Origin of the sequence: Bifidobacterium sp. UBA744 (assembly GCA_002298605.1) — a bacterium.
Classification (GTDB): Bacteria; Actinomycetota; Actinomycetes; order Actinomycetales; family Bifidobacteriaceae; genus Bifidobacterium.
On sequence record DBKS01000029.1, the window covers coordinates 11,258 to 13,842 of the forward strand.

Sequence of the window (2,585 nt, forward strand, 5' to 3'; positions counted from 1 at the left end):
ACCATTGTCGGAGCCTGCAATGTGCTCAGGGATGCCGGTGCCAAGTCCGTGACCGTCGTCGCCACGCATGGCGTGTTCTCCGGACCTGCCGTGGAGCGGCTGCGCAACTGCGGCGCCCGCGAGGTCGTGGTTACCGATACCGTGCCGATTCCCGAGGAGAAACGCTGGGACGGCCTGACCGTACTGTCGATCGCTCCGTTGCTGGCCAGCGCCATTCGCGCAATTTTCGAAGACGGCTCGGTGGCTGAGTTGTTCGACACGTACCCCGAGCATCACGGTCAGGGATTCCTGTTCGCCTGATGCTGTGACGGTGCGAACGCACCGTATGCGATCTATGCGGGTTCCGACGAGTTCGGAACCCGTTTTTTTGATGCGCGGGAAGGATGCCTTACCACGGTTTTCGAGCGAAAACAAGTCTTGTGTCCTATGAATTTTTCTACTAGATAGTGGAACCATGACTGTTTTGAATAAGCATGGTGCAACCGGCTCCGATTGTCCGGGGAAAGATGATGTGCCGTCGATGACGCTTCGCGACTGCCCGCTTGGCGAGCCCGTTCTCATCGACGCGATCGATTTGGACGAACGGCACCGTTTCCGTCTGCGGGAGATCGGGCTGGCTCCCGGCACAAGCCTCAAGGTGACGCAGCATGGCATATTCGGGGGGCGCGTCGTGGCGCGCAATAGCGAACGCATCGCCCTGGACGGCGGCACCGCCCGTTCCATCCGCGTACGTGCGACGCGCAGCCGGACGGCCCGCCCCACGGAAGTCGAAACGCCATCCGATCCCGCCAGCGCAACCAATCAGAAAGCCGACGAACGATGAGTATGAAATGTCGATGCCAGACCTGTGACAAGACGGATCGGACCATTCCCGCGTCCCAGCGGGCATGCTGCGACGGACATCCCCGGCAGATCCACGACGATGCGGATTGCTGCGAACAACGCCGCGGATTCGCCGCGCTTTTCGACAAGCGGCCTTCCGCACCGGTTCGATTCGACGGGCGCACGGATCGTTCCGTCATTGACTTGTCCGCCATACGCCGCGCCGTCCGCCGTTCCGAAGCGTCAGCCGAAGACGGGCACGCCGCTGATTCGGTCAGGCGCGTCGTCTTCGTCGGCAATCCCAATGTCGGCAAATCCTCGCTGTTCAACGTGCTGCTCGGGGCGAAAACCCGAACGATGAACGCGCCGGGTACAACAGTTTCGATCACAAGCGGCCAATACCGGCACAATGGCCCCGACGGTCCCGAGGACTGGCTGTTCGTGGACACCCCGGGCACCTATTCGCTGTCCCCGATGAGTCCCGACGAACAGGTCGCCATGGATGCGTTGACCGGGGCCGACGGCATGCCTGTTCCAGATCTGGCCGTCGTGGTGCTCGATGCCACCGCCATGTCGCGTTCGCTGTACCTGCTGTCCATGGTGGCGGAACTCGGTCTGCCCACCGTGGTCGTCCTCACTATGAACGATCTGGCCGCGCGTCGCGGATGTCGTATAGCGCCGGAACGGCTTTCGAATCTGCTTGGCGGCATGCCGGTGGTTTCCGTCGACGGGCGTACCGGCGAGGGGAAGGAACAGCTCGCCGACTCCATCCGGAATGGATTCTCCGGTACTCCGCTGCCGGAGGGGTTGCAGCTGCCGTCCGAGGATGTCGTCGACGCTCGCGCATGGTCCGAATCACGCGCCGACGCGCGATTCGACTGGACCGCGCGCATACTGCGCGAACTTGACCTGCAGGCGACGGACAAACCGACCTGGTCCGACCGGGTCGATCGTGTGCTGCTGCATCCTGTGTTCGGCATCGTGGCGTTCCTGGCGGTGATGTATACGGTGTTCCAGGCGACCACCACGCTGGCCGGGCCGATGCAGGACTGGTTCGACGTGACGGTGAGGGAGTGGTGCACCGAGGGCATCGACTGGCTGTTCGCGCTGTTCGGCCCGTCCGCGGCCGACGGCTGGGTGCATTCGCTGCTGGTGGACGGTGTATTGGACGGCGTCATTACCGTGCTCACCTTCATCCCGGTGATGGGCATCATGTTCCTGCTGTTGTCGATGCTGGAGGATTCGGGCTATCTGGCTCGTGCCGCATTCGTCATGGATCGCGCGATGCGCGCGCTGGGACTGGACGGTCGCGCATTCCTGCCGATCGTCGTCGGGTTCGGATGCAATCTGCCCGCGTTGGCGGCCACGCGCACGCTGCCGGATTCGCGTCAGCGCGTGCTGACGGGCATGCTCATCCCCTTCGCGTCATGTTCGGCGCGTCTGACGGTGTTTCTGGTGCTCGCCCACGCCTTCTTCCCGGAGCAGGCCGGTCTCGTCGTGTTCCTTATGTATGTGGCGTCCGTGGTACTCATCCTGATGGTCGGCGTGCTGCTCAGACACACTATGTTCCGTGGGATCAAGCCGGAGCCGCTGATGCTCGCGCTGCCTGCGTACCAGTGCCCGCGCGCCGTGCAGTTGGTTCGTTCCGTGGTGGTTCGCCTGTGGCAGTTCATCCGCGGCGCCAGCGTGATCATCATTTCGATGATCGTGGCGCTGTGGCTGCTGCAGGGCATTCCGATGACGGCGAACGCCGGCGGCTTCGC

General features: G+C 63.2%; 2 protein-coding genes and 1 pseudogene. All 3 read left to right on the forward strand.

The window, feature by feature from the left end:
• Nucleotides 1-300, forward strand: a pseudogene (locus tag B2994_RS03200) (ribose-phosphate diphosphokinase); the annotation flags it as partial.
• A 154-nt stretch (nt 301-454) separates the two neighbouring features.
• Entirely contained in the window at nt 455-823 is a 369-nt protein-coding gene (locus B2994_RS03205; protein WP_291526945.1) for a FeoA family protein, read from the forward strand.
• On the forward strand, nt 820-2,585 hold a 1,766-nt coding region (feoB, locus tag B2994_RS03210; protein ID WP_291526946.1), incomplete at its 3' end, for a ferrous iron transporter B. The genes B2994_RS03205 and feoB, both read left to right, overlap by 4 nt.

Bases quoted from the DNA above. Each gene is read 5' to 3' on its own strand.
- B2994_RS03205 (WP_291526945.1), top strand. From the start codon at position 455: ATGACTGTTTTGAATAAGCATGGTGCAACCGGCTCCGATTGTCCGGGG.